The 23,860-nt window shown below is 56.9% G+C and carries 24 protein-coding genes; 7 read left to right on the plus strand and 17 right to left on the minus strand.

The annotated features are described in order from the left end of the window. Nucleotides 1-15: 15 nt before the first annotated feature. A complete protein-coding gene (locus ACS0RQ_RS13340; protein WP_271851388.1) occupies nucleotides 16-906 on the minus strand; it encodes a dihydrodipicolinate synthase family protein in 891 nt (296 codons plus the stop codon). 60 nt (nucleotides 907-966) lie between these two features. Further along, entirely contained in the window at nucleotides 967-1,788 is an 822-nt protein-coding gene (locus ACS0RQ_RS13345) for a DMT family transporter (protein WP_499079328.1), read from the minus strand. Nucleotides 1,789-1,947: 159 nt separating this feature from the next. Between ACS0RQ_RS13345 and ACS0RQ_RS13350 the strand changes: the two genes are divergently transcribed. Further along, nucleotides 1,948-3,282, plus strand: a complete 1,335-nt coding sequence (locus ACS0RQ_RS13350) for an aminotransferase-like domain-containing protein (RefSeq protein ID WP_271851390.1) — start codon at nucleotides 1,948-1,950, stop codon at nucleotides 3,280-3,282. A gap of 14 nt (nucleotides 3,283-3,296) precedes the next feature. On the opposite strand, the gene ACS0RQ_RS13355 is transcribed toward ACS0RQ_RS13350, so the two are convergent. The 7 genes from ACS0RQ_RS13355 to ACS0RQ_RS13385 form a co-directional block, all read right to left on the minus strand. After that, on the minus strand, nucleotides 3,297-4,253 hold the full coding sequence (locus ACS0RQ_RS13355; protein ID WP_271851391.1) for a zinc-dependent alcohol dehydrogenase family protein: 957 nt from the start codon (nucleotides 4,251-4,253) through the stop codon (nucleotides 3,297-3,299). Next, on the minus strand, nucleotides 4,250-5,212 hold the full coding sequence (gene tehA, locus ACS0RQ_RS13360; RefSeq protein ID WP_271851392.1) for a dicarboxylate transporter/tellurite-resistance protein TehA: 963 nt from the start codon (nucleotides 5,210-5,212) through the stop codon (nucleotides 4,250-4,252). The genes ACS0RQ_RS13355 and tehA overlap by 4 nt, the downstream gene beginning before the upstream one ends. A 174-nt stretch (nucleotides 5,213-5,386) precedes the next feature. Then, nucleotides 5,387-7,462, minus strand: coding sequence for a glycogen debranching protein GlgX (glgX, locus tag ACS0RQ_RS13365; RefSeq protein WP_079497396.1), 2,076 nt, complete (start codon nucleotides 7,460-7,462; stop codon nucleotides 5,387-5,389). A 46-nt stretch (nucleotides 7,463-7,508) separates the two neighbouring features. Beyond that, nucleotides 7,509-10,046: a malto-oligosyltrehalose synthase gene (treY, locus tag ACS0RQ_RS13370; RefSeq protein WP_271851393.1), complete on the minus strand. Its 2,538-nt coding sequence runs from the start codon at nucleotides 10,044-10,046 to the stop codon at nucleotides 7,509-7,511. Continuing rightward, nucleotides 10,043-11,830: a malto-oligosyltrehalose trehalohydrolase gene (gene treZ / locus ACS0RQ_RS13375; protein WP_271851395.1), complete on the minus strand. Its 1,788-nt coding sequence runs from the start codon at nucleotides 11,828-11,830 to the stop codon at nucleotides 10,043-10,045. Before treZ ends, treY begins: the two co-directional genes overlap by 4 nt. A gap of 180 nt (nucleotides 11,831-12,010) precedes the next feature. Beyond that, nucleotides 12,011-12,373, minus strand: coding sequence for an NUDIX hydrolase (locus ACS0RQ_RS13380; RefSeq protein ID WP_079497400.1), 363 nt, complete (start codon nucleotides 12,371-12,373; stop codon nucleotides 12,011-12,013). A gap of 7 nt (nucleotides 12,374-12,380) precedes the next feature. After that, nucleotides 12,381-12,965 carry an NUDIX hydrolase gene (locus ACS0RQ_RS13385; RefSeq protein ID WP_178107404.1) on the minus strand — a complete coding sequence of 195 codons (585 nt, stop codon included), beginning with the start codon at nucleotides 12,963-12,965 and terminating at the stop codon, nucleotides 12,381-12,383. 87 nt (nucleotides 12,966-13,052) lie between these two features. On the opposite strand from ACS0RQ_RS13385, the gene ACS0RQ_RS13390 reads away from it, so the two are divergent. Then, a complete protein-coding gene (locus ACS0RQ_RS13390) occupies nucleotides 13,053-13,811 on the plus strand; it encodes a DeoR/GlpR family DNA-binding transcription regulator (RefSeq protein ID WP_271851397.1) in 759 nt (252 codons plus the stop codon). Nucleotides 13,812-13,854: 43 nt separating this feature from the next. Here the strand turns inward: ACS0RQ_RS13390 and cybB are convergent, their stop codons facing one another. Further along, a complete protein-coding gene (gene cybB, locus ACS0RQ_RS13395; protein WP_271851398.1) occupies nucleotides 13,855-14,406 on the minus strand; it encodes a cytochrome b561 in 552 nt (183 codons plus the stop codon). 325 nt (nucleotides 14,407-14,731) lie between these two features. Between cybB and ACS0RQ_RS13400 the strand changes: the two genes are divergently transcribed. The 3 genes from ACS0RQ_RS13400 to ACS0RQ_RS13410 are packed head-to-tail and all read left to right on the plus strand — an operon-like array spanning nucleotide 14,732 to nucleotide 15,901. Next, nucleotides 14,732-15,034: an ArsR/SmtB family transcription factor gene (locus ACS0RQ_RS13400; protein WP_039078988.1), complete on the plus strand. Its 303-nt coding sequence runs from the start codon at nucleotides 14,732-14,734 to the stop codon at nucleotides 15,032-15,034. Beyond that, nucleotides 15,031-15,462, plus strand: coding sequence for a YeeE/YedE family protein (locus ACS0RQ_RS13405; protein WP_271851414.1), 432 nt, complete (start codon nucleotides 15,031-15,033; stop codon nucleotides 15,460-15,462). Before ACS0RQ_RS13400 ends, ACS0RQ_RS13405 begins: the two co-directional genes overlap by 4 nt. A gap of 19 nt (nucleotides 15,463-15,481) precedes the next feature. After that, a complete protein-coding gene (locus tag ACS0RQ_RS13410) occupies nucleotides 15,482-15,901 on the plus strand; it encodes a YeeE/YedE family protein (RefSeq protein ID WP_271851399.1) in 420 nt (139 codons plus the stop codon). 44 nt (nucleotides 15,902-15,945) lie between these two features. Here the strand turns inward: ACS0RQ_RS13410 and ACS0RQ_RS13415 are convergent, their stop codons facing one another. From ACS0RQ_RS13415 to ACS0RQ_RS13440, 6 genes are read right to left on the minus strand one after another with little or no spacing between them, the layout of a single operon-like run. Further along, nucleotides 15,946-16,716, minus strand: coding sequence for a 3-hydroxybutyrate dehydrogenase (locus tag ACS0RQ_RS13415; RefSeq protein ID WP_271851400.1), 771 nt, complete (start codon nucleotides 16,714-16,716; stop codon nucleotides 15,946-15,948). A 10-nt stretch (nucleotides 16,717-16,726) separates the two neighbouring features. Next, nucleotides 16,727-18,121: a GntP family permease gene (locus ACS0RQ_RS13420; protein WP_172600656.1), complete on the minus strand. Its 1,395-nt coding sequence runs from the start codon at nucleotides 18,119-18,121 to the stop codon at nucleotides 16,727-16,729. 40 nt (nucleotides 18,122-18,161) lie between these two features. Continuing rightward, nucleotides 18,162-19,079, minus strand: a complete 918-nt coding sequence (locus ACS0RQ_RS13425) for a 3-hydroxyacyl-CoA dehydrogenase family protein (RefSeq protein WP_271851401.1) — start codon at nucleotides 19,077-19,079, stop codon at nucleotides 18,162-18,164. Nucleotides 19,080-19,090: 11 nt separating this feature from the next. After that, nucleotides 19,091-20,272 (minus strand): acetyl-CoA C-acetyltransferase, encoded by a 1,182-nt coding sequence (locus ACS0RQ_RS13430; RefSeq protein WP_271851402.1) that lies wholly within the window; start codon nucleotides 20,270-20,272, stop codon nucleotides 19,091-19,093. Nucleotides 20,273-20,283: 11 nt separating this feature from the next. Next, nucleotides 20,284-20,940, minus strand: a complete 657-nt coding sequence (locus ACS0RQ_RS13435; RefSeq protein ID WP_271851403.1) for a CoA transferase subunit B — start codon at nucleotides 20,938-20,940, stop codon at nucleotides 20,284-20,286. Between the two features lie 9 nt (nucleotides 20,941-20,949). Next, complete coding sequence (locus tag ACS0RQ_RS13440) at nucleotides 20,950-21,648, minus strand: CoA transferase subunit A (RefSeq protein ID WP_271851404.1); 699 nt, start codon at nucleotides 21,646-21,648, stop codon at nucleotides 20,950-20,952. Nucleotides 21,649-21,790: 142 nt separating this feature from the next. On the opposite strand from ACS0RQ_RS13440, the gene ACS0RQ_RS13445 reads away from it, so the two are divergent. Further along, a complete protein-coding gene (locus ACS0RQ_RS13445; RefSeq protein WP_039078997.1) occupies nucleotides 21,791-22,684 on the plus strand; it encodes a LysR family transcriptional regulator in 894 nt (297 codons plus the stop codon). Here the strand turns inward: ACS0RQ_RS13445 and ACS0RQ_RS13450 are convergent. Then, entirely contained in the window at nucleotides 22,677-23,288 is a 612-nt protein-coding gene (locus ACS0RQ_RS13450; protein WP_125124670.1) for a GNAT family N-acetyltransferase, read from the minus strand. The two genes, ACS0RQ_RS13445 and ACS0RQ_RS13450, sit on opposite strands and share 8 nt — an antisense overlap. Before the next feature lie 118 nt (nucleotides 23,289-23,406). Between ACS0RQ_RS13450 and ACS0RQ_RS13455 the strand changes: the two genes are divergently transcribed. Continuing rightward, nucleotides 23,407-23,772, plus strand: a complete 366-nt coding sequence (locus tag ACS0RQ_RS13455; protein WP_271851405.1) for a hypothetical protein — start codon at nucleotides 23,407-23,409, stop codon at nucleotides 23,770-23,772. Nucleotides 23,773-23,860: the final 88 nt, after the last annotated feature.

A 23,860-nucleotide genomic window follows, 5' to 3' on the forward strand; every position in this document is an offset into this window, starting at 1 on the left:
TGCCCGTAGAAAACGCTACACCAGGCCGGTGGACTTGAGGACCGCGTGCAGGTGCTCTTTATCTTCGCCTGCCAGTGGGCGCAGAGGAAAAGGCAGACAGGAAGGGCCGACCACGCCCATGATTTCCGCCGCCGCCGCCATCACTCGCAGGCTGCGGTGAATACGAAACAGTTGCCACAGCGGTTCTAGCTGGTCGGACAGTTCGCCTGCAAGACGATGATTCCCCGCTCGCGCGGCGCGGGTGAGGGCCAGGCTTACCTGTGGGAAAAGCCCGCCAATCACCGAATACCAGACATCGCACCCGGCCGCGAAGCCGGTTGCGGCCTGCCAGTCACCGCTGATCCCAATGGTGACGGATGCGGGAATGCGTGCGCGTAAATCGTCAAGGCGCTCTTTGCCTTTCGTGGGATCGGTAGAGACCGCAGAAAGCTTGATTGAAGAGACGGCGGGAAGCGCGGCAATCTCAACGAGTAAGTCATCCGTAAAGGCAAAACCGGTGGTCGCAGGGTTATCGTAGAGACACAGCGGCACAGAAAGGTGGCGGGTGACGGTTTCGTAAAGTGTATAAACCTCTTCCGCATTAAGCTGTTGATAGGAGACCGGGGCCATCATAACGGCCTTCACCCCGACGCGCTGTGCGTCTTCGGCAATCGCCAGCACATCGTCCAGGCGGATCGCGCCGATGCTCACCAGCACCGGAATCCCTTCGGCGTGCTGCACGGCCAGCTCTGCCACGCGGCGACGCTCATCGCGCGTGAGATAGGCATAGCTGCCTGTCGAACCCACTGCGCCGATGGAGTCCACGCCCGCTGCAACAAGGTTAGTAATCAGATGAACAAACGCGGCTTCATCCACGTTGTTGTTGGTAATAGGGGTGAGTGGAAAGGCACTCAGACCTCTTAGCATACTGCTCCTCCTGCCGTGAAAAAGGCACTTATACCAGGCATAAGCGCTCAGATAAACCGGTTAACGTGCAAACCTGCGTGATCCTGCCACGCAAACAATGACCCCCATAGTGACCAGGATCATCATGACGCTGACGGACTCTTGTAAAAACGTCGCCGCCAGCGCCAGTGCAAAAAAGGGTTGCAGGAGCTGTAGCTGCCCGACAGCGGCGATGCCCCCTTGCGCCAGCCCTTTATACCAGAACACAAAACCAATCAGCATGCTGAACAATGAGACATAACCCAATGAAAACCATGCGGGTTCGCTGATCCCTGAAAAGCTGGCCGGGCGGGTTAACACGGCAACGGTTAACATTAACGGCAGCGCAATGATAAGCGCCCAACTGATCACCTGCCAGCCGCCGAGTATCCGCGTTAAGCGGGCACCTTCAGCATAGCCCTGGCCGCAGACAACCACCGCCGCCAGCATCAGTAAATCGCCCACCGCCGAAACGGCAATGTCCTGACTTAAAGCAAACCCGGTCACCAGTAAACTGCCCAGACCTGAAAAAATCCAGAAGGCCGGACGTGGCCTTTCACCGCCGCGCAGAACGCCGAAAATGGCGGTAGCGAGCGGCAGCAGACCGAGAAACACGATGGAGTGCGCCGAGGTTACATGTTGCAGGGCAAAGGCGGTAAGCAGAGGAAAGCCAACCACCACGCCAAGTGCGACCACCATCAGAGAGAGCACCTGGGCGCCGTTCGGGCGTTTTCCCCGCAGGGTGATGACCAGAAATAAGGCCAGCAGACCGGCGATAGAGGCGCGGGCGACGGTGAGAAACAGGGGATCGAAATCCAGTACCGCGGCGCGGGTGGCCGGAAGCGAACCGCTAAAAATGATCATACCGATAAAGCCATTTATCCAGCCGCTCAGGGGCGGGTTGTCTTGCTTCTCTTGCACAGTGCACCTCAATGTAGCGTTATTGTTATCTGAACCTGATTGACAGCACTGAGCATACGGCTGAGAATCCATGACAATCAAATTATTGTCATGGATACAATCGTGAAAGCACGCTACAAAAGCCTCGTTGACGAGTTTGCCAGGGCCATCACATCCGGTGAACTGGTAGCCGGAACACGGTTACCGACGCACCGCGTTTTGTCGGCGCAGCACCATATTTCGCTGGTCACGGCGACCCGCGTCTATGCGGAACTGGAGGCCATGGGGCTGGTCAGCGGTGAGACGGGGCGCGGGACGTTCGTCAGAGAAATCATGCTGCCGCGCGGGCAGGGTATCGATCGTCATGCGATTGCCTCCGATGTGATTGATCTGAGCTTTAACTACCCGGCACTGCCCGAACAGGCGGAGTTACTGAGAACCGCGCTGCGCCAGCTTTCGGTCAGCGGTGATATTGAATCGCTGCTGCGCTATCAGCCGCATGGGGGAAAAACCAGCGAACGCAGCGTGTTTGCTGATTACCTGGCGCAGTTCGGGGTAAAGACAGCCCCTGAGAATCTGATGATTGTCAACGGGACGCAACACGGGCTGGCGGTTGCGGTGATGGGGTTGCTCAAACCCGGCGATGTAGTCGCGGTTGACGCGCTGACCTACCCCGGCTTTAAGGTGCTGGCCGAACAGTTTCATCTGGAACTGGTGGCGGTACCGGCCTGCGGGGAGTCGATGGATCCTGAGGCATTGCGTAAGCTGTGCAAAAAGCGTCGGGTGAAAACCATTTACACCATGCCCACGCTGCATAATCCACTGGGGTGGGTGGCAAATGATGCGTTTCGCCGCGAAATGGCCGCTATCGCCTGCGAACACGATCTGCTGATTATCGAAGATGCCACTTATGTCTGGCTGGTGGATAATCCGCCGCTGCCCATCCACCACTACGCGCCTGAAAGAACGCTCTATCTTGCGGGCTTTTCGAAAAACGTGGCCTCCGGACTGCGCGTGGGGATGGTGGTCGCGCCCGCGGATAAAAAGCAGGGTATTGAACGTGCCATAAGGGCAACCACATGGAATACGCCCGCCCTGATGACGGCGATTGTCTGCGGCTGGGTGCTGGATGGCACAGTGGCGCGGCTGGAGCAGTTAAAAAGGGAGGATGCCCGCTACCGGCAGGCCGTGGCGCGTGAGTATCTGGCGCCGCTGCACTGCGTAAGCCATCCGTCTTCTTATTTTGTCTGGCTGCCGTTACAGGAAGAGGTACGCGCGGATCGTGTGGTCAGCGCGTTACTTAAAGAGAACATTTCACTGACCACCGCAGAACCGTTCAGTACTTCCATTCACACACCGCACGCGCTGCGCATGGCTATTGGCTCGGTGGATATCGATACCCTGAAAAGTGCTGCCCGCAAAGTCAGAGAAACCATTGAGTATTTCAACGCCCGGTAGCCTCTTACATCACGCTACGTCTTCGCGGAAAAAGCGAGCAGGGGTTTGCGTGTCCTGCCCGGCGTTTTATACAACGCGATGGCCTCTTGCCAGTGAGCCAGCGGAAAGAGGCTGGCGTCATTGAGCTGGCTTTGGCGCAGTAACGGCCAGAGTTCAGCAAACAGCGCCTGCCACTGCGCCGCTGAGACAGCATCCAGAATGTTGCGAATATGGAACCACTGGGTCGGTGGATGGTGGGGAAGAACGCGATAAGGCTGGCCGGAAAGCAGGCCATAGCTGACAAACAGCGCCGTTTTGCGCATGGAGGAGAGCAGTAAGTCGGCAAGTTTTCCGCCGGTGGCGTCATACACAATATCTGTCGTTTGCGCCAGGGTCTCGATTTCCGCGGCGCGCGTCTCCTCAAGCGGGTGAATGCCGCATTCAGCCAGCTTTTGCCGATGAACGGGCGAGCGATGAACGCCCGTGACGCTCAGCGCTCCACGCCTGAGCGCCCACTGGCCGAGCAGGGCGGCGCAATCCGACCCGGCGGCGGTAATCAGCACATGTTTTCCCGCTGGCGGGTAGAGATTAAGCATTAACAGCGCGGCAAGCGGGTTGATGTACGCCCTGGCCGCCAGCGTATCGCTGATATCGTCCGGTACCGGCACGGTAAAGGCCGCCGGGCAGTCAACCAGGCGTTGCCAGGTGCCCTGTCCGCGCAGCGGCAACACCCGTTTTCCCAGCAGGTGGGCGGCTTGCGGTGGTGCCTGAACAACGGTGCCCACACCTTCATAACCGGCAATGGCGGGCAGGGTGATCCGGTGGCGATACGCGCCGGTGATGGGGATCAGATCGGAGGCATTGACCGGGGAAAGCGCCATTGCGACCCGCACCCTGTCAGCCGCCAGTTCCTCTGCCTCTACCCTTTGCAGTGACAGCACCGCTTCTGGCGCACCAAAGGTGCGATAGATAAGGGCGGTGTTATCACTCATGGGTGTTGTTCGCGGATGATCAATTTGCCGCGTACCAGCAGCATAAAGGTTTTCACCATCAGTAGCCCAATCACCAGATTACAGGCGAAAAACAGCGGGAAGGCGATCCAGTGCAGTGCGCCGTCGGGAGAGCCGTGCCCCAGTTTCAGGGTCGTGGTCGCCAGCGATGCCACGCCGAACGAGAAGCTCCAGAAAGAGGGATTAAACGGCTGCGCGCTGTACCAGGGGATGAGGCGAATCATATACAGCGTTTGCAGCAGACCATAACCAAAGAGCAGTTTGGCAAAGACATCCGCCTGACCGCCGTTCAGCATCAGCCAGGCACTACAGGCAACGAACGCCGGGGCCATCTGAATGCCAAGCGAGGTGCGAACCGCAGGCGACATCTCTTCCAGATTACGCATGCGACTCAGAATGGCCGGTTCGAGACTCAGCCAGGAGAAAACGCCGGCGCCTAAAAAGAGCAGGCCGACATCCGTAAAGCCCAGCGCGCCACAGGCCATGGCGCTGATAAAATTGTTCGCCACGCCAGGCAGATACAGCCCCGGCGTGGTGGCCTCTTTCGGGTGCGTGCCGCGCCATAATCCGGCGGTTAGCCAGGCGGAATAGGTTAACTGGGCGGTAACGGCAACCAGAAACAGGATCAGGGCAAGCGTATAGCACCAGGGTGTCAGGCCAATGGCGACCAGCATACTGGTGGCAGGCACAAGGCTGACAAAACTGCTTTTCAGCGGATGGCCGATCTCCTCACGCAGGGTGCCTGTATGGCGTACCAGACGGGTGATGAACGCAAACATCAACAGCGCCCAGATAAGAATTGCGAGAATGACCAGCACATCGGCAGGCAGGGTGGTGACAGGCCAGATGGTGGCGGCAAATCGCCAGGAGAAACCCAGGCCGATAATGCCCAGTACCATGCCAAAATAACCGGCGGGAAGGTTAATACGCGTTTTGTTCATCTGTTTTTGCTTGTATGGTCGTGCGAAGCAGGAAGTGTATAGAGTTGCAGGCAGGGCGTAAACGGCAGCAGGAAGCGGGCGGGCTAAAAGTGAGCAGGCGCGTGGCCTGCTCAGGGGGTCGACTTTTAAAGTGACAGTGTCACTTAAATTTGCCCTAAACGAAGGTGAGTATCGCTATGGACGCCTGAACAGGACGATAGAGCGGCCCTCCAGTTCAAAATCCATCTCTTTGGTGATAACCAGCCCACGTTTGGCGTTTTCTGCGGTGGAAATCTCCAGCACCCAGCCACCTTCGCCAAACTGCGGAATACGAAACGGCACATTGCCTTCAAACGGGTTAATGAGCATCAGAACATCGTGCCAGATACCTTTTTCCGTTTGCAGGTCCGGGCGACCGATATAGACACCGAGCGTCGAGCCTTCATCCCACTGTTCCGGCTGCTGGAAACCGCCTCCGGCGTTAAACCACTCGATCACCATGCCATCGCGCCAGTTTTCACGGCGCAGCAGTGGCTGGTCGGCGCGAAGTTTGATGACGTGGCGGGTAAACTCATGCAGTGTTCTGGCCGTTTCCGGCAGGTTATCCCAGTGTACCCACGAGATTTCACTGTCCTGACAGTAGCCGTTATTGTTCCCCAACTGGCTGCGGCCAAATTCGTCGCCCGCAAGCAGCATGGGCGTGCCGTGCGAGAAGAACAGTGTGGCAAGGAAGTTACGTTTCTGCCGCTCGCGCACGGCGTTAATGCCTTCATCCTCTGTTGGACCTTCCGCGCCATAGTTGCAGGAGCGGTTATCGTTGTGGCCGTCTTTATTGTCTTCGCCGTTGGCTTCGTTGTGCTTGTCGTTGTATGACACCAGATCGTTAAGCGTGAAGCCGTCATGGGCGGTAATAAAGTTAACGCTGGCCCACGGGCGACGTCCGCGCAGATCGTACAGGTCGCCGGAGCCCAGCAGGCGGGCGGCGAAATCGCTGGAGACATTATCGCCATGCCAGTATTCACGCACCGTGTCGCGATATTTATCATTCCACTCGGCCCAGCCTGGCGGGAACCCACCTACCTGATAGCCGCCCGGACCGATATCCCAGGGTTCGCCAATCAATTTCAGTCGTGACAGCAAAGGGTCCTGCATCATGGCGTCAAAAAAGCCGCCGCGCTGGTCGAAACCTTCAGGTTCACGCCCCAGAATGGTCCCCAGGTCAAAGCGAAAGCCGTCGATATGCATCGACTCTGCCCAGTAACGCAGCGAATCCATCACCATTTGTAGCACCCGTGGATGCGAGGTGTTCACCGTATTACCCGTACCGGTATCGTTAATGTAATAGCGATGCTGCTCAGGCAAGGTACGGTAGTAGGAGAAATTATCGATCCCCTTAAACGAGAGCGTTGGGCCCAGTTCGTTGCCTTCCGCCGTGTGGTTATAGACCACATCGAGGATCACTTCGATACCGGCATCATGAAAGGCGCGTACCATATCGCGCACGCCCTGAATGCCTTTCGGACCGTAATAACGCGAAGCCGGGGCAAAGAAGCCCAGGGTGTTATAGCCCCAGAAATTTTTCAGCCCCTTGTCCAGAAGGTGCTGATCATCCGGAAACCAGTGGATAGGCAGCAGTTCAACCGAGGTGATGCCGAGATTTTTGATGTAATCCACCGTCGCCTTGTGGCCCATGCCTTCAAAGGTGCCGCGCAGCTCCTGCGGCAAGGCGGAGTTGAGCTGGGTAAAGCCCTTCACGTGCGTTTCATAAATGACCGCACTGGACCAGGGAATAGCCGGGCGATGTTGGTCCTGCCAGTCAAATTCATTCGGGTCGATCACCCGGCATTTGGGCATATAGGGGCCGCTGTCGCGGGTATCAAACGTCAGATCTTTATCTTCATGTAACAGGTCGTAGGCAAAGTGCGATTCATTCCACTCCACATTGCCAACCAGTTCGCGGGCGTACGGATCAACCAGCAGTTTATGCGGGTTAAAACGGTGACCATTTTCCGGGTCGTAAGGCCCGTGGACGCGAAACCCATACAGTGCGCCGGGTTTCAGTCCGGGAACGTAGCCGTGCCAGATTTCATGGGTGTACTCCGGCAGATCGAGCCTTGCAATCTCCTGTTTGCCATCGGGAGCATAGAGACACAGCTCAACGCGCTGCGCGTGGGCGGAAAAGAGCGCGAAGTTGACACCCTCACCATCGTAATTAGCACCGAGCTGGTGATAATTTCCTGCCGTAATGGTAAATGACTTTCCGTCTGACATTTTTTCCTTCTCCCGCGAATTAAGATTTTGCCATAAATACAAAAGGTTAAAATGAACTATACAAAACGCGTACGGGCAGACTGCCATCACCTGACGCCAGGTTAACGCCGTCGTTCAGGTCTTCTTCTTTTCCGGTAAACAGATCCCGATAGCGCCGCCCGGCAAGCGAATCCGGCAGCGTGACCGTTGTCTCCAACCCTGGCGGGTAGAGCCGGTCGGGGTGAGCGGCCAGCGAATCGAAGACCAGGCGCGGAACGATAACAACCAGCGCCTCCTTGCCAGTGGTACGGGCAAAGGCGATAACGTTTTTCGCCTGTGAACCTGACGCTGAAAGCGGCAGATAGTCACCGGTGCGAAACAGCAGCGGTTTTTGCTGGCGGAAACGGGCAAGGAGTGCGATGGCCTGCTGTTTCGTCCTGCCGCTAAACCAGGCGTCTTTATCGGTAGTGAGCGGCTTTTCCTCATCGTCAAGCGCGCTGGCCAGCGCAAAGAAATCCGGTTCACGGCGATTATCGGGATCCACAAGGCTAAAGTTGAACGCCTCGCTCCCCTGATAAATATCCGGTACGCCGGGCGCAGTAAGCTTAATTATTGCCTGGGTCAGGCTGTTCACCAGTCCGGCGCGAATAAAAGGTTGCAGGGAGCGGTGGAAATCGACCAGAAACGGCTGGTTTTCCGCCGAGAGCAGATGAGTGACATAGCCGAGCACCGCCTGTTCGTAGGCATCATTGGTGTCACCCCAGCTTGTACGCAGTTTCTCTTCGCGCAGCGCTTTTTCCACATAGGGGAGAAAGCGGGCTTCGAGAGCTTTGAGGCCTTTATGATCGTCCGGGCGTAATGTAACGGGCCAGGCGCCGGCCAGCGCCTGATAGATCATCCATTTGCTGCCGGAGCGCGGCGCGGCGCCGTCATCAATCAGCACCACTTTGGACTTGTTCATTTCGCGCCAGCGAACAACGCACTGCGCCCAGCGTTCGGGCGCTTCGGTGAGGGTATAAAGCCGGGCGCGGGTATCCTCACCCCGTTTGGTGTCATGGGTGGAGGTGGTCGACAGGGCATCCGGCTGTCGCTCGCGGCGGGTTTGCATTGCCTCATGGAACGCGACCAGCGCGTACGGTCGCGGTAGCGGTTCAGAGCCCACTTCATTGAGCGCCAGCGCCATGTGCTGACGGAAAAAGAGGGTATCTTCCACCGATTTTGCCATCAGCGGCCCGGTCAGTTGCTGAAAGCGGGTGCGGAAGGTGAGCACGTTATGAGCGGTGCTCTCCTTCACCTCGCCAACAAGAATCTGTTGCAGGAAATCCAGTGCCTCAGGATCCGGCAGGGTTCCGAGCGCTCTCACCGAATCGGCCACCTTTTGCAGCAGAGCATGGTCCGCCGGGGGCAGCCCACTGTCGGTGCCGTAGGTACGGTAGACGGGGAAGGCGACCAGCAATTCGCGCAGCGCCGTACTGAGGGCGGTTTCATCGAGCGCGACACCTTCCGCCGTGGCAATCTCCAGGCTGAGCCTGAGCAGGGTGTTGAATTCCCCTTCAAAATTACGCCCCGACATCAGCAGCTTCGCGGCCCGCAGCTCGTTTGCCATATCGACCGTTCTGCCGAGCACCTCTTCGTAGGTCTGGCTCAGGGTCTCCATATTGTCGCCATCGACCAGTGCGTCTGATAACGCGGCGATAAATTCATAACCTGTGGTCCCGGAGATGGGCCAGTCCTGGGGTAGCTGTTCGCCTTCACCCAGGATCTTCTCCACGGTGATATAGCAGTCCGGCCCGGCCTGTTGGCGCAAATGGTCAAGGTAGCCTTTCGGGTCTGCCAGTCCGTCAATATGGTCGACCCGCAGCCCGTCAACAACGCCGCTATGCACCAGTTCGAGGATCAGCCGGTGGGTGTCATCAAAGACGGTTTTATCTTCAACACGTACCCCCACCAGACCGGTTATCTCAAAAAAGCGGCGGTAGGAGAGCGAATGGGGCGCGTCACGCCAGCAGGTGAGTCGCCAGGGTTGCCGCTCATGCAGCGTGCTGATGGCTGATTTATCCGTCAGATTCAGTATCGCGTCGGGGTCGTCTTGCCAGCTTTCGGGCGTCAGTGGGTAAAAACTGTCGTAATAGGCAAAGGCGGGATGTCCGGTTTCCGGGTCCGGCTGCACGCGGATCTCGTCACGCTCCAGCACATTTTCAAAGGTATCGCCCAGGAAAGGCAGTGTCAGCGGGCGCGTCCAGTCGATATCAAAATGGTGGGCATAACGGCTCTGTGGACCGTGTTCGATAACATCGCGCCACCAGCGGTTTTCCAGCGATGCCGCCATATGGTTTGGCACAATGTCGAGGATCAGACCCAGCCCGGCCTCTTTGAGCGCGTTGACCATGCGATCAAACCCCTTGCGCCCGCCAATGGCCGGGTCGATTTCATTGGCGTCTGTTACGTCATAACCGTGGGTGGACCCTGTGGCGGCGGTAAAAACCGGCGAGGCATACAGGTGGCTCATGCCGAGACGTTTAAGATAGGGCACCAGTGCCGCGGCGCGATCAAAGGTCATGCCGTTACGAAACTGAATACGGTAGGTGGCCGTTGGAATGGTCATTGCGCATCTCCTGACGCGAGGCGAACCACAATCGAGTGTGGAGGCAGTTCGGTTGTCATAGCGGGGCGGGCAAACAGCGTTTTGCCGGGAAGGTCGGGAGCGGGCCGGGCCTGTTCGCCGGGATTGAGTGCCATCGATAACGTGCCGCCAGGGAACGTCCAGCGTACGGCGAGATAGCCGGGCGCGGTATCCACGACCGTACCGTTATGGCCCGTCGCGTTGGCGAGTAACGGCACAATGTACTGCTGACGCAGCAACAGTAGTTCACGCGTTAAAGACAGCCATGCTTTACCTTCCGCGCTTTGCTGCGCCTGCCAGTTGAGTTTCGACATCGTGAAGGTGCGTTCGTCATTGGGATCGGGGACATCGACACCGTCATAGCCGGAGTGGCCGGCAAATTCGTTTGCACGGCCTTCGCGTACAGCGCGGGCGAGATCGCCATGGAAATCGGTAAAGAACAGGAAAGGCCGCGTCTCGCCATACTCTTCACCCATAAAGATCAGCGGAATGTGCGGTGAGAGCAGCAGAGCAGCAAGCAGGCACTGGCTGCGTTCCGGCCCGGCGAGGCTAATCAGTCGTTCACCTAAAGCGCGGTTACCCACCTGATCGTGGTTCTGGATAAAATCGACAAAGGCGGTGGGCGGCTGGCCCCGGCTGTCCACACCGCGCGGTTCGCCACTGTGCGGGGAGACTTCACCCTGATAGGCAAACCCTTCGGCGAGCGCTCTGGCAACCCATTGTTCAGGGGCGTTTGCGAAATCCTGGTAATACGCGTGGGTTTCGCCCGTCGCCAGCACATGTACGGCATTGTGGAGGTCGTCGTTCCATTCACCGGTAAAAAGCGGGACGGAACCGTCTTCATCGCGCGGGTGCAGGTCGGTGATGTTACGGCTGTCTTCTGTTGTGAGATGAACGGGACGGTCAGTTATCTGTTGACGAATGCGCTGCGCGATCTCAGTGAGAATGTGTTTTTCGGATTTATCCTTAATCTGATCGATGGCATCGAAGCGCAATCCATCAAGGCGAAACTCGGTCAACCAGTAGAGCGGCGCTTCCGCGATATAGCGACGGGCCGCATCCACATCATAAGCAATCCCCGCCCCCCAGGGGGTGGAACGGGAGGTATCGAAGAAGTCGGGTGACAGCAAGGCGAGATAATTGCCTTCCGGGCCAAAGTGGTTGAGCACAATATCAAGCACCACAGAAAGCCCAAGACCGTGGGCGGCGTCGACAAAAGCGCGGAAATCGTCCGGCGTGCCGTAAGCGGAATGCGGTGCGTAGAGCAGTACGCCATCGTAGCCCCATCCCCGGTTGCCGCCAAACTGCGACAGGGGCATCACTTCAATTTGGGTAATTCCCAGTTCGGCAAGATAAGGCAGTTTTCTGATGGCTGCCTGGAGGGTGCCTTCCGGGGTAAATGTGCCGATATGCAGTTCATATACAACGGTTTCTTCCCACGGACGCCCCTGCCACTGCGGGTGCTGCCAGCGGTACTGCATGGGGTCAATGACCAGCGACGGGCCATTGACATCCGCTTTCTGTGCGCGAGAGGCCGGGTCGGGGATCGTCATACCATCGTGGAGGACATATTGATATTCCGTGCCGGGCGCGACGTTTTCAACGGTAAGCTCAAACCAGCCCTCGTCGCACGGACGCATGTCCAGGTCTTTACCTGCAAGGCGTAGGGTAATGCCAGGTTGGCCGGATGCCCAGAGACGAAACTGGACGGTACCGTTCCCAAGCCATTCGGCACCCCAGCTTTTATGAAATGATGTTGACTCCATTCAGTTACCTCGTTTAATGCAAAAGCGATCAATGGCCGAAAAGTGCCTTAAGAACGCGACACCTCAATGCATACGAAGGTGATCATAGACGATAATGGGAAAAGTGATGTGACGGTGTCACGCTTAGGCGGGGCGGCGAAACAGCAGATATCGGCACACGGACCGATACCTGCGATCGTCTTAAACGGCAGGAATGCTCTCCAGCGACGGGTAAATTGTCAGGCCGTGTTGTCTGGCGACCTCGATATCCATATCCGCCCCGCGGGATTCTCCGGCAATGCGATAGAGTGCGTCACAGCGGGTTATCAACCGATGCGCGACCGGATAGAGCATCGCCTCGCAGATTTCATCACCGTGCGATGTGGAACCCGCGGCTTTTGCCAGTGGCAGGGCCAGCCATTCACCAATCACCGGAATATGGCCGCGTTGCCAGACCGCCAGCGCGGCCTCTTCAAGTCTGGCAAGGTTCTGCGCGATTAAGTCAGCCTTGCCCTGTGTTCCACTGCGATAAGGGCCAGCGATAAGAATGATTTGTCGGTTCATGATGCCCTCACAGTATTTTTTTTAACGCGACATGGTAGAGCAGCATGATGGTCTTACCGTCGCAGATAAGGCCGCTGTCAATGGCCGCAAGGGCGTCATCCAGTGTCAGTTCCATGACTTCAATGTCTTCGCCTTCGGCTTCAATACCCCCGCCCTGGCTTATCTTGTCGCCCGATTGGTATTCCGCGGTGTAAAAGAACAGTTTTTCAGTGACAGAACCGGGGCTCATAAAGGCTTCGAAGACCTTTTGTACATTCGCCACGCGATAGCCAGTCTCTTCTTCGGCCTCTGCTTTAATGCGGTTTTCCGGATCCATGTTATCGAGCAGGCCAGCGGCGGCTTCAATCAGGTAACCGTCATGTCCGTTGATAAAGACCGGAAAACGAAACTGACGGGTCAGGATAACCGTACGCTTCTGGCGGTTATACAGCAGGATCGTTGCGCCGTTGCCGCGGTCATACACTTCACGATTTTGTCGTTGCCACTCTCCGTCGCGGCGGCGCAGGTCAAAGGTATATTTGGTGAGCGTATACCAGTCGTCGGACAGGATTTTGCTGTCCTCAATGCGTACTTCTGCACGTTTTGATTGCACAATACCACCTCCATACGTAGAGTAGGCATCATAAACAGCAATTTCGTGCATGATCAAGATCAATCGTGCAAAAACAGGAATAGCCTTATGCTTACCAGCCAACGCAAGCGCCTTATCCTCGAACAGCTCGCCCGTGAAGGACAGGTGCTGTCGAAAACGCTCAGCACGCAATTTGCGGTATCGGAAGACACCATTCGCCGCGACCTGCGTGAACTGGCGGCAGAGGGGGAATTACAGCGCGTCCACGGCGGGGCGCTCCCCGCATCGGGAGCGACAGCCACCTTCGCCGAGCGCAAATCCCTGCGCCTGGATTCAAAAAAGCGGGTGGCGCAGAAGGGGGCTGAACTGATCCTGCCAGGTCAGGTAGTGATTATTGATGGCGGGACGACGACGGCGGAGCTGATCACCTTCTTGCCGCCGGATTTGCACATCACCGTCGTAACCCATAGCCCGAGCATTGCCCTCGCGCTGGTGGAACATCCGTGCATCGATGTCATTCTGATTGGCGGAAAGCTTTTTAAACACTCGGTTGTCACCACCGGAACTGCCGCTATTGAAGGGATTTCCGCCATCCATGCGGATCTGTTTTTTATGGGGGTGACGGGAGTACATGCCGAGGCGGGGCTGACCACCGGCGATTACGAAGAAGCCAGCGTCAAACGTGCATTCTCCCGCCGTGCGGCAGAGACCATCGTTCTGGCATCCGCAGAAAAAATAAATGCGGCGTCTTCTTATGTCATCGGTGAGGTAGAGATGGTGAATACGATGGTGGTGGAAGAAGAGGCCGATGCCGGGTTAATCGCCGCGCTTGAAAAGGCCGGTGTCGTGGTGGTGAAGGCAGACTGAAACGGGGCTCATCACCCTTCAGAAAGTGATGAGCCCTGTTAGCCTATTTCCGGTTAGTGCGTGGGTGCATAAAAGGCAGCATCCTTTCAAGGGTGTTATCGCGAACAATGTAGTGATGAAACAGCGCGGCGGCGGCATGCAGGCCCACCAGGAAATAACCGGCGTTGGCGATCAATTCATGGACCGATTTCAGGCTGTGCTGAAGCTCCGGGTTTTTTGCCGCGGCGATGGGCATTTGCAGGCCCAAAAATGACCATTCCACCTGCCCGACATAGAGTGAAAGTACCCCGAGCAGCGGCAAACTTAAAAACATCAGATAAAGCAAACCGTGTACGGCTTTGGCGGAGATGGTCTGCCAGCGCGGCGGCTGCGGAATAATGTCCGGATCATGATGGGTGAGTTTCAGACCAACACGCACCACCATTAATACCAGCACGCTGACCCCCGCCGTGTAATGTGTGAGAACCAACAATGCGCGCGGCGTGCTGCCCCTGGTGGTAAAGCCTTTTAACTCCATTGCCGCGTAGGCGATAACAATCATCAATAACACCAGCCAGTGCATGATGCGCTGGCTGCGAGCAAATGTATTTTTCACCGGAATGTCCCTCATAGAAAACGGTGAACCAGATATAAATAAACAACCTTAAGGCGACATTAATGGCACCATCTCATAACAGGCTGAAAATATATTATCCTGCTGTTTTTAATCAATTTTATTAAATTTTCCGACCTGCTTTTTATCTGTAACAAAGCCCGACAATGGGGAGAATTGTGTATTTCATGGGTTGTTGAGGCAGCAGTAAGGGTGTTTCTGCTGGCTTAAAATGTAATTGAACAATATGCAATTTAATAATATATTAAAAAGTATATTGTATGCAGTTGTGGATAAGTCGCCCGTGAAGACACCCGATAAACAACACATGTACGCCGCTGCCGCGAAAGCGGCAGGGGTGCTGAAATCGATGGCCAATGAAGACCGCCTGCTGTTGCTGTGCCATCTCAGCCAGGGCGAAGCGTCCGTGGGCGAGATAGAACAGGCGCTGGGCATTACGCAGCCGACACTCTCACAACAACTGGGGGTGCTGCGTCGCCAGCAACTGGTGGAAACCCGACGCGAAGGAAAGCAGATCTTCTACCGGGTCGCGGCACCGGATGTGCTGACATTGCTCAACACCCTTTACACACTCTATTGCCCGACACCGGAAAACGAGGAGGGGGAATAATGATTGACTGGACACATTTCACGCCACTGGAAAGCGCCATCGGTGGAGTGGTGATTGGTGCGGCGGCATCAATGCTGATTCTGTTTTGCGGACGGGTCGCCGGGATCAGCGGCATTCTCGGCGGCGTGCTGTCGCGGGCAAATAACGACAAGGGCTGGCGAATAGCGTTTCTGCTCGGCCTGGTGCTTTCCCCGGTGCTCTGGCGTCTGGTGGCGCCGCTACCCGCGGTTAGCATCACGGCGTCCTGGCCGATGCTGGTCGTGGCCGGTCTTCTTGTTGGGGTGGGAACACGTTACGGTTCTGGCTGTACCAGCGGCCACGGTGTGTGCGGCCTGTCGCGGCTGTCGGTGCGTTCACTGATCGCCACGCTGACCTTTATGGCCGCCGCGTTTATTACCGTGTGGCTGGTCGGTTTCTGGCGTGGCTGAGCGTAAAAGGAGTGCTCTGATGAACAAAGTTTTTGCCTTATTGTCGGGTCTGCTGTTTGGTATCGGGCTGATTGTCGGCGGTATGGCCAATCCGGCAAAAGTCATTGGTTTTCTGGATATCACCCGCGTGTGGGATCCCTCGCTGGCGTTTGTGATGGGCGGGGCCATTAGCGTTGGCTTCTTTGCCTTTCGCGCGGCGGCCAGACGTAAACGGCCACTGTGTGGCGATAAGATGCATCTGCCCACCTCCAGTCACATTGATAAACGTCTGGTGGGTGGGTCGCTGTTGTTTGGCATTGGCTGGGGGCTGGCGGGTATCTGCCCCGGCCCTGGTCTGGTGCTGCTGGGGGCTGGTTTCACTCAGGGGGTAATCTTCGTGCTGGCCATGCTTGCCGGGATGTTACTTTTTCAGGGGATTGAAGGGTACCGACACCGTTAGTTACAGGCTCGTCCCGCGCACCAGTGGGGACGAGCCTTTTGCGATTACTGAGCGATCCAACCGCCGTCCATATTCCATGCCGCGCCGCGAACCTGGGACGCGGCGTCACTGCATAAAAAGAGGGTCAGCGCGCCAAGTTGTTCCGGGGTGACAAACTCACCGGAGGGCTGTTTTTCCCCAAGCAGTGAGTCGCGAGCCACGTCGGGGGCGACCCCGGAGGCAATGCGCTGGTCAATCTGCTGTTGTACGAGTGGTGTCAACACCCAGCCGGGGCACAGGGCATTACAGGTGATGTTGGTCTGGGCGTTTTCCAGGGCGATAACTTTCGTCAGGCCGACCACCGCGTGCTTGGCGGCGACATAGGCGGATTTCTCTTTCGAGGCCACCAGGCCATGCACCGAAGCAATATTGATAATGCGCCCCCAGTTGCGCTCTTTCATTCCCGGTAGCGCCAGGCGGCTGGTATGAAAGACCGACGACAGATTGATCGCCAGGATAGCGTTCCACTTTTCGACCGGGAACTGTTCGACAGGAGCGACATGCTGGATCCCGGCGTTATTGACCAGGATATCCACGCCGCCATACTCCCTTTCCGCATACTGCATCATGGCTTCAATTTGCGCCGGGTCGCTAAGATCCGCGTCGTGATAACCGGGCCTTGCCCCATAGCGAGCGACTTTCTCTTTGGCGCGATCTACCTCGCCAAAACCATTGAGAATAAGCTCTGCGCCCGCTTCTGCCAGCGCGCAGGCGATCCCCAGACCAATGCCGCTGGTGGAGCCCGTTACCAGCGCGACTTTACCGTTCAGATGCATCTTGTTCTCCTTAAACAATACCGGTCATGTAGAACACGCCGATCACAAACAGGACCGCCAGACTTTTAATCAGGGTGATGGCGAAAATGCCGCCATACGCCTGTCGGTGTGATAAACCCGTAATGGCGAGCAGGGTGATAACCGCGCCATTATGCGGAAGGGTATCCATACCGCCGCTGGCCATTGATGCCACGCGGTGCAACACCTCCAGTGGAATGTGGGCCGCATGAGCGGCGGCAACGAACGTATCGGCCATGGCCGCCAGCGCGATACTCATCCCCCCGGACGCGGAGCCGGTGATCCCGGCCAGCACCGTAACGCTGATGGCTTCGTTCAACAGCGGATTGGGGATCGCCGCCAGTCCTTTGGACAACACCAGAAAGCCTGGCAGAGCGGCGATGACTGCGCCAAATCCATATTCAGATGCAGTATTCATTGCCGCCAGAATGGCGCCACCCACGGCCGTTTTGCTGCCTTCTGCCAGCCGTCCGCGAATATTGCGAAAGCCACAGATCACCACCATTAAAATGCCTGCGCACAGGGCCGCTTCCACCGCCCAGATGGCGTTAATTTTACCCACCTCGGTGACAATAGGCTTCGCCAGACCGGGAAGCGTCAGTTCATGCGTGGCGCCATACCAGACCGGGATCCAGCGGGTAAACAGCAAATTGAAAACACCCACCAGGATCAACGGCGCAATGGCGATAATCGGGTTAGGCAAGTTGATGTTATCCGGCGTTTCCGGCTCATTTTGTAAGTCGGTGCCGTAACCTTCATTATTGGCCTGCGCTTTGCGCCGCTGACGTTCGAGATAAAAAAGGCCGACCACAATAATAAATAGCGAACCGATCAAACCAAGCCAGGGAGCTGCCCATGCGTTGGTGCCGAAGAAACTTGTAGGGATGATGTTCTGAATCTGCGGCGTACCGGGCAGGGCATCCATCGTGAAGCTGAATGCGCCAAGTGCGATGGTGGCAGGGATAAGCCGTTTCGGAATGCCGCTCTGGCGGAACAGTTCAGCCGCAAATGGATAAACCGCAAACGCCACCACAAACAGGGAGACCCCGCCATAGGTCAGGAGCGCACACACCAGCACAATCACCGGGATGGCGTGGCGACGGCCTAATAACTGGATTGCTGCGGCGACAATCGAACGGGAAAAACCCGAAAGCTCGATCAGCTTGCCAAACACCGCGCCGAGTAAAAAAACCGGGAAGTAGAGTTTAACGAACCCGACCATCTTCTCCATAAACAGGCCGGTAAAGGCCGGGCCAACCGCGCCGGGATCGGTCAGAAGCACGGCGCCTAACGCGGCAATCGGGGCGAACAAAATGACGCTGTAGCCGCGATAAGCCGCGACCATCAGCAAGGCCAGTGCAGCCAGGGCAATTATTACGCTCATCATGACTCCTGAATCTTGTTTTTGTAGGGGACAGAACCGGTCATTAAGGCTTTAGGGCATGACGCAGTTGCCAGGCGCGTCGTTGTTGGATGCGTACGCGTCGCGCCTCATCCCAGTGATAAAATCCGTCTCCGCTACGCTCGCCGGTATCGCCGCGTTGCGTTTTTTCCTTGATCAGTTCGAGCATCGCATCGCCCTGGGCAAGCTCTGGTAGCAGGTGGCTATAGATGTCCAGCACGGTGTTAAGGCCGGTCATATCCGCCGCTTCCAGTGGGCCCACCATGGCATAACGCCGACCAAGCGACGCACGCATCACCTGATCCACCACCCCGGCGCTGGCAATGCCGCTGTGGACGATGTGTAAGGCTTCCCGCAGCAGGGCAAACTGCAGGCGGTTGCCGATAAAACCGGGAGCGGCGCGGTCAAGCTTTACCGCCTCCAGTTCAAGGCGGCGTAAAAGCTGATACACCGTCTCAACGTACTGCGGGTCGGTCTGGCTGCCGGGAACCACTTCGACCAGCGGAATAAAGTGGGGCGGGTTCCAGAAATGGGCGATCAGCAGACGCGAGGGATGCGCCAGTTTTGCCGCCAGCGCATCCGGTGGCAGGCCGCTGGTATTACTGGCAATGATCGCATCGGGGGCAATGCGTTTTTCCAGCTCGGCATAAAGCGCGTGTTTAAGTTCCAGACGTTCAGGAATTGCCTCGATAAGCAGGCGGGCATGCGCAAGATCGTCAAGTGACGTTGTCACGTGAAGCCGCGCCAGCGTCGCTGGTTTGTCTGCGTCGCTGAATTGCCCGGCGTCCCGAAGTTCGCTGAGGATGGCGCTCGCGGCACCTGCCACTTCTGCCAGACGAGCCGGGTCGGTATCGTAGATCAGAACGTCCTGATGAAAGCGGGCGAAGTGGGTGGCAATGCCGATCCCCATCAGGCCTGCGCCGATGACCACGGTCTGCTGCATGCTGTTCTCCTTCATCGGGCCACCGCCAGCGCGACGCCCTGACCGCCGCCGACGCAAAGCGTCGCCAGCCCTTTATGTGCATCACGGCGCTGCATTTCATGCAGGAGCGTCACCAGAATGCGACAGCCCGACGCGCCAATCGGATGACCGAGGGCGATCGCGCCGCCATTCACATTGACGCGTTCGCTGTTCCAGCCCAGTTCTTCGCCGACGGCCAGCGCCTGGACGGCAAAAGCTTCGTTAGCTTCAATCAGATCAAGGTCGTTGATATCCCAGCCTGCGCGTTTCAGGGCCGCACGCGTTGCCGGAACCGGGCCAAGCCCCATTACCGCCGGATCAACACCCGCCACCGCATAGCCGGCAATGTGGGCCATTGGGGTAAGGTTAAGTTCGCGGGCTTTCTCCGCACTCATCACCAGCACTGCCGCGGCACCGTCGTTGAGTGGTGACGCGTTGCCCGCCGTCACCGTACCGCCATCCGGACGAAACGCCGGGCGCAGACGGTTTAATAATTCCAGCGAGGTTTCCGGGCGCGGCGGCTCATCCTGGCTGACCACAACCGGCTCTTTTTTGCCGCGCGGAACGCTAACGGGGGTGATTTCCGCGCTGAATCGCCCGGCTTCACGGGCAGCGACCGCTTTTTGCTGTGAGGTAAGGGCAAAGGCATCCTGACGCGCACGGTCAATCGCGTATTTTTCTGCGAGGTTTTCCGCCGTAATGCCCATGTGATAGTCGTTGAACGCATCCCACAAACCGTCGTGAATCACGCTATCAAGCATATTGCTGTGACCAAGACGTAACCCGGCACGCGCGCCGTCCAGCAGATAGGGCGCGTTACTCATACTTTCCTGACCTCCGGCGATCACAATGTGCGCATCGCCGCTGCGGATCGCCTGCACCGCCTGCAACACCGCTTTGAGCCCGGAGCCGCAAACCTGGTTGATGGTCACCGCGGGTGTGGTCACCGGGATCCCCGCCTGCAGCGCCGTCTGACGCGCCGGGTTTTGCCCGCAGCCCGCACTTAACACCTGGCCAAAAATCACCTCGTCTACCTGATCGGGACGAATTCCGCTCTTTTCCAGTAACGCTTTCACCACGACGACGCCAAGCTCAACCGCCGGGAGCGGGGCCAGCGCGCCATGAAAATTACCGGTGGGTGTACGGGTTGCTGCGACAATTACCACGTCCTGCATCTGTTCGCTCCTCATTGAAAACGCATCTCGGGGACCACATCAGGCACGATGAGGCGCCCGGCAGTTTTGCTGACGATCTCGTCCACGCTGACGCCCGGTGCGCGCTCTTTAAGCACGAACGCCCCGTTCTCAATTTCCAGGTAGGCCAGGTCAGTCAGAACGCGGCGAATGCAGTTCGCCCCGGTCAGCGGAAGGGTGCAGTGATCCAACAGTTTGGACTCACCGTTTTTTGAGGCATGGGTCATTACCACGATAATATTTTCCGCGCCCGCCACCAGATCCATCGCGCCGCCCATGCCTTTCACCATTTTTCCGGGGATCATCCAGGAGGCGATATTACCGTCGACATCCACTTCAAAGGCGCCAAGGACGGTTAAATCCACGTGGCCGCCACGGATCATGGCGAAGGACTGCGCCGAGTCGAAAATGGCCGCGCCGGGTCTGGCGGTCACCGTCTGTTTTCCTGCATTGATCATGTCGGCATCTAACTCAGCTTCGGTGGGAAACGCCCCCATACCGAGCAAGCCGTTTTCGGATTGCAGCATCACATCAACGCCAGGCGGGACGAAGTTCGCTACCAGTGTTGGGATACCAATACCCAGATTGACGTAGTAGCCATCACGCAGTTCGCGCGCCACGCGCTGCGCCATCTGTTCACGTGTCAACATATCGGCTCCTTATGCGCGCAGCGTGCGCTGTTCAATACGTTTTTCGAATCGGCCCTGAATCAGACGATCCACATAGATTCCGGGGGTGTGAATGGCGGAAGGGTCGAGTTCACCAGGTGGCACAATCTCTTCCACCTCAACCACGGTTATTTTTCCGGCGGTGGCCATCAGCGGGTTGAAATTTTGCGCCGTGTGGCGATAGATGACATTGCCGTACCAGTCGGCCTTCCAGCCTTTAACAATGGCGAAATCGCCGGTAATTGCCGCTTCCAGAATGTACGGGCGACCAGCGAATTCACGTACCTCCTTGCCCTCGGCGACAGGGGTGCCATAACCGGTGGCGGTGAAAAAGGCCGGAATACCGGCACCGCCAGCGCGGATCTTTTCGGCCAGGCTGCCCTGCGGCGTCAGCTCCACTTCAAGCTCCCCCTTGATCACCAGCTCTTCAAAAAGGGCGTTTTCGCCAACGTAAGAGGCGATGACTTTACGGACCTGGCGGCTTTCCAGCAGGACGCCAAGGCCGAAGCCATCGACACCACAGTTATTGGAAACCACCGTCAGGCCGTGTACATCGCGGCGGCGGATTTCGGCGATGAGATTTTCCGGAATACCGCACAGACCAAAGCCGCCTGCCAGTACCGTCATGTTGTTGTTAAGCCCCTCGAGCGCCTCTTGATAACTCGCGACGCGTTTATCCAGTCCAGCCATTCGCTTGCCCCTGTGTTGTCCTTTTGCGGCATCATCCGGGGCGAAAAATGATTTGTTAATTTTGATTTTGTGACGGATCGATTTGCTTTTCTTATTAATCTTTTGTTAATTAATCTTTTTCAATAAGTTAATGAAATGATAAATGAGAATGACCATCAAACAGTTACGCGCGTTTTTAGCGGTAGCTCACACTCTTAACTTCGCCCATGCGAGCGAAAAGCTGAATATGTCGCAACCGGCCCTGAGTCTGGCGATTCGCGGGCTGGAAGAGGTTCTGGGGGGCGCATTGCTGACGCGAACCACGCGGCGGGTCACCCTTACACCGGAAGGCGAGGCGCTTTTCCCGATGGCGCGCCAGCTTATTGCCGATTGCGATAACGCCGAAGAGGCGCTGCGTCAGCGTTTTACGCTACAGAGAGGCAAGGTGTCGGTTGCCGCGATGCCGTCTTTCGCTGCCAACGCGCTCCCCCCCGTGCTTAAGGCGTTTCGCGATCGCTATGCGGGCATTAACGTGACGGTACATGATGTCATTAACGAACAGGTGATCGAGATGATAAGCGACGGGCGGGTGGAGATGGGAATTGCTTTTGAACCGGAGCCCGCGTCCAGCCTGCACTTTACGCCGCTGGCCATGGATCGCTTTCTGGCCGTGGTGCCTCGCGACTGTCCGCTGGCACAAAAGGAGCAGGTTAGCTGGCGAGAACTGCTTAAGCTCGATTTTATTACGCTGCAACGGCCCTCAGCGGTACGCATCATGCTCGAAGAGAGACTGGCCCGCAGTGGGCATAAGCTGGAAGTGGCCTTTGAAAGTCATCAACTGGTGACGGTCGGTCGTATGGTGGCAAGTGGTCTTGGCGCAAGCGCGGTGCCTGCGTTGTGCGAAAAACAGATGATCGAGCTGGGGGCGGTGTGCGTACCTTTGATAAACCCGGTGATCGAACGGCGCGTGGGGATTCTTCGCCTCGATCATGCGCAGCTTTCCACGGCGGCGCAGGCGCTGCTCAATACGCTTCGCGCCGCTTACAACGTCATCTGATCAGTGGAATGTGCGGTGCGGCGTCGGCAGGTAAATGGCCTGTCAGGCGCGGGTCGGCCTGTACTTCAACCTGAAAAGCGTAGGGGACAAAGCCTGAGCGGATATAAAAGCTGAGCGCCGACGGGTGGTCAAAGGTACAGGTGTGTACCCAGAAACGCTCGATGGGTTTCGCAAAGGCGCGTTCTGTCGCTCTGCTCATAACGGCGCGGCCCAGTCCTTTGCCGGTAGTGCCCTCTACCAGCCCCAAAAACACCAGTTCACACTGGCCGGGCTCACTAAAATCCAGCTCAAGCATACCGATATCCTCTGCGCCATCGCGAATAACCCAGGCTTCAACGTTCGGGTCGTTCAGGATAGCGGTCAGTTTGTCATCGGCCATATAGAGACGGGAAAACCACAGCCATTTAGCGCCAATCTTGCGAAACAGCGCGCGGTAGGCGACCAAATCCACGTTAACCAGCGGCGCCAGGGTGATGCCCTCGGGAAGGGGTAAGGTTTCCTGCTGCGGTTTGGAACGCATTTCGAGACAGGTGACGACCGATGCCACATGTCCCGGTGGGACATCAGAATAGCCTAATGCGATGGAGGTGCTTGCAGTGCTCATTTATTTTCCTTAATTGCAGGTGCGTGCTCTCAGTTATTTCAAGACAGACTACATCTTTCAAGCGGATTTTAATATAATCGCATGAAATCGCGGCTTTTTATTTTAGTTAAGGTCAGGAATGAAACTCATAAGAGCAGTAATAATTGCTTTTAGTCTTCTCCTTTTGCAAGGTTGTGACACCCAGGAAACGAAAGTTAAAAAATTATTAAAGTGTGGTTTAGCCGTTGATGAATTAGGTAATGAACATGCGCAGGATAATTATAAAAAGAACAGCATGCTGTTTTTTGGCACAACCCCGCCTGCACTAAGCCACAACGAGATGGTTAAAATTGGCGATAAGGCAAGAGAAGAGCTGTGGATGGATAGCAGAAACAGTCGCGGCACGGTACAAAAATTACTCGAAGTCTACGGCGAAAAATATTGCGTCGAGCTGCATCAGGAACCGAACGATAAGAATATCAAAATGCTAAGGCACCTGATGTGATGTGACATCGCTGGCGCGACATTCGGGGTTTTGACGCGACAGAAACAAATATGCTCGCTGATGGTGCAAATTAGCTATGAAAAGGGGG

The organism is Phytobacter diazotrophicus, assembly GCF_052061655.1.
GTDB classification, from domain to species: Bacteria; Pseudomonadota; Gammaproteobacteria; order Enterobacterales; family Enterobacteriaceae; genus Phytobacter; species Phytobacter diazotrophicus.

Coding starts and splice junctions, on each gene's coding strand:
- ACS0RQ_RS13340 (WP_271851388.1), bottom strand. CDS start 906: ATGCTAAGAGGTCTGAGTGCCTTTCCACTCACCCCTATTACCAACAAC.
- ACS0RQ_RS13345 (WP_499079328.1), bottom strand. CDS start 1,788: ATGATCATTTTTAGCGGTTCGCTTCCGGCCACCCGCGCCGCGGTACTG.
- ACS0RQ_RS13355 (WP_271851391.1), bottom strand. CDS start 4,253: ATGAGTGATAACACCGCCCTTATCTATCGCACCTTTGGTGCGCCAGAA.
- tehA (WP_271851392.1), bottom strand. CDS start 5,212: ATGAACAAAACGCGTATTAACCTTCCCGCCGGTTATTTTGGCATGGTA.
- glgX (WP_079497396.1), bottom strand. CDS start 7,462: ATGTCAGACGGAAAGTCATTTACCATTACGGCAGGAAATTATCACCAG.
- treY (WP_271851393.1), bottom strand. CDS start 10,046: ATGACCATTCCAACGGCCACCTACCGTATTCAGTTTCGTAACGGCATG.
- treZ (WP_271851395.1), bottom strand. CDS start 11,830: ATGGAGTCAACATCATTTCATAAAAGCTGGGGTGCCGAATGGCTTGGG.
- ACS0RQ_RS13380 (WP_079497400.1), bottom strand. CDS start 12,373: ATGAACCGACAAATCATTCTTATCGCTGGCCCTTATCGCAGTGGAACA.
- ACS0RQ_RS13390 (WP_271851397.1), top strand. CDS start 13,053: ATGCTTACCAGCCAACGCAAGCGCCTTATCCTCGAACAGCTCGCCCGT.
- ACS0RQ_RS13400 (WP_039078988.1), top strand. CDS start 14,732: ATGTACGCCGCTGCCGCGAAAGCGGCAGGGGTGCTGAAATCGATGGCC.
- ACS0RQ_RS13410 (WP_271851399.1), top strand. CDS start 15,482: ATGAACAAAGTTTTTGCCTTATTGTCGGGTCTGCTGTTTGGTATCGGG.
- ACS0RQ_RS13415 (WP_271851400.1), bottom strand. CDS start 16,716: ATGCATCTGAACGGTAAAGTCGCGCTGGTAACGGGCTCCACCAGCGGC.
- ACS0RQ_RS13420 (WP_172600656.1), bottom strand. CDS start 18,121: ATGATGAGCGTAATAATTGCCCTGGCTGCACTGGCCTTGCTGATGGTC.
- ACS0RQ_RS13425 (WP_271851401.1), bottom strand. CDS start 19,079: ATGCAGCAGACCGTGGTCATCGGCGCAGGCCTGATGGGGATCGGCATT.
- ACS0RQ_RS13430 (WP_271851402.1), bottom strand. CDS start 20,272: ATGCAGGACGTGGTAATTGTCGCAGCAACCCGTACACCCACCGGTAAT.
- ACS0RQ_RS13435 (WP_271851403.1), bottom strand. CDS start 20,940: ATGTTGACACGTGAACAGATGGCGCAGCGCGTGGCGCGCGAACTGCGT.
- ACS0RQ_RS13440 (WP_271851404.1), bottom strand. CDS start 21,648: ATGGCTGGACTGGATAAACGCGTCGCGAGTTATCAAGAGGCGCTCGAG.
- ACS0RQ_RS13445 (WP_039078997.1), top strand. CDS start 21,791: ATGAGAATGACCATCAAACAGTTACGCGCGTTTTTAGCGGTAGCTCAC.
- ACS0RQ_RS13450 (WP_125124670.1), bottom strand. CDS start 23,288: ATGAGCACTGCAAGCACCTCCATCGCATTAGGCTATTCTGATGTCCCA.
- ACS0RQ_RS13455 (WP_271851405.1), top strand. CDS start 23,407: ATGAAACTCATAAGAGCAGTAATAATTGCTTTTAGTCTTCTCCTTTTG.